This is a genomic window from Psychrobacter sp. H7-1 (genome assembly GCF_904846585.1).
GTDB classification, from domain to species: Bacteria; Pseudomonadota; Gammaproteobacteria; order Pseudomonadales; family Moraxellaceae; genus Psychrobacter; species Psychrobacter raelei.
Genome location: NZ_CAJHBH010000112.1, coordinates 1 through 630, shown reverse-complemented (window position 1 = coordinate 630; position 630 = coordinate 1). Strand labels below are relative to the sequence as shown.

Below are 630 nucleotides of genomic sequence, written 5' to 3'. Positions count from 1 at the left end.
GCAAATGCGTCTTAATCTAGACTCACAGGCCTGTGTACCCAGTGCAGTCGTACAAGCAAGACAACGCCTCGGGCATGAACCTCTAAAGCAGCTATTTCATCAACTAAGTGCTCACTACCAAACAGAAACACTAACCCAGCAGCAAGACTTTATGGGACTTAGCGTCCAAGCTGTAGACGGTGTCGTATACTCACTACCCTATACTGATGAGAACCTTCAGCACTTTAGTTCAAGCAAAGGCAGAACCAAAGAGGCGCCCTATCCACAAATGCGTTCGGTATGCCTGATCAATACTGACACGCATGAGATCATTGACACAACCCTTGGAGATATGGGTCAAGGAGAGATCACCTTAGCCCGTCAGCTAAACGTTCAAGACAATAGCATTACGCTATTTGATAGAGCCTATTTCTCAGCAGACCTACTTATCAGTTGGCAACAAACCCATCCAAACAGTCATTGGCTTATGCGGGCTAAAGATAATCTGCGTTACACTGTGATTAAAACCTTTAGTGAAGGGGACTACTTGATACAAATGCCGGTTTCTCCCCAAGCTCAAAAGAAAAACCCAAACCTACCCGATACTTGGCAAGCTCGATTAATTGAGTGTCGTTATGAGGGTAAGACAAG

1 protein-coding gene is annotated in these 630 nt (G+C 45.2%); it reads left to right on the top strand.

Annotated features, from left to right (window positions below; genetic code table 11):
* Positions 1-630 (top strand): IS4 family transposase (locus JMX92_RS13410; RefSeq protein WP_201546165.1); only part of this gene is annotated, 630 nt, incomplete at both ends.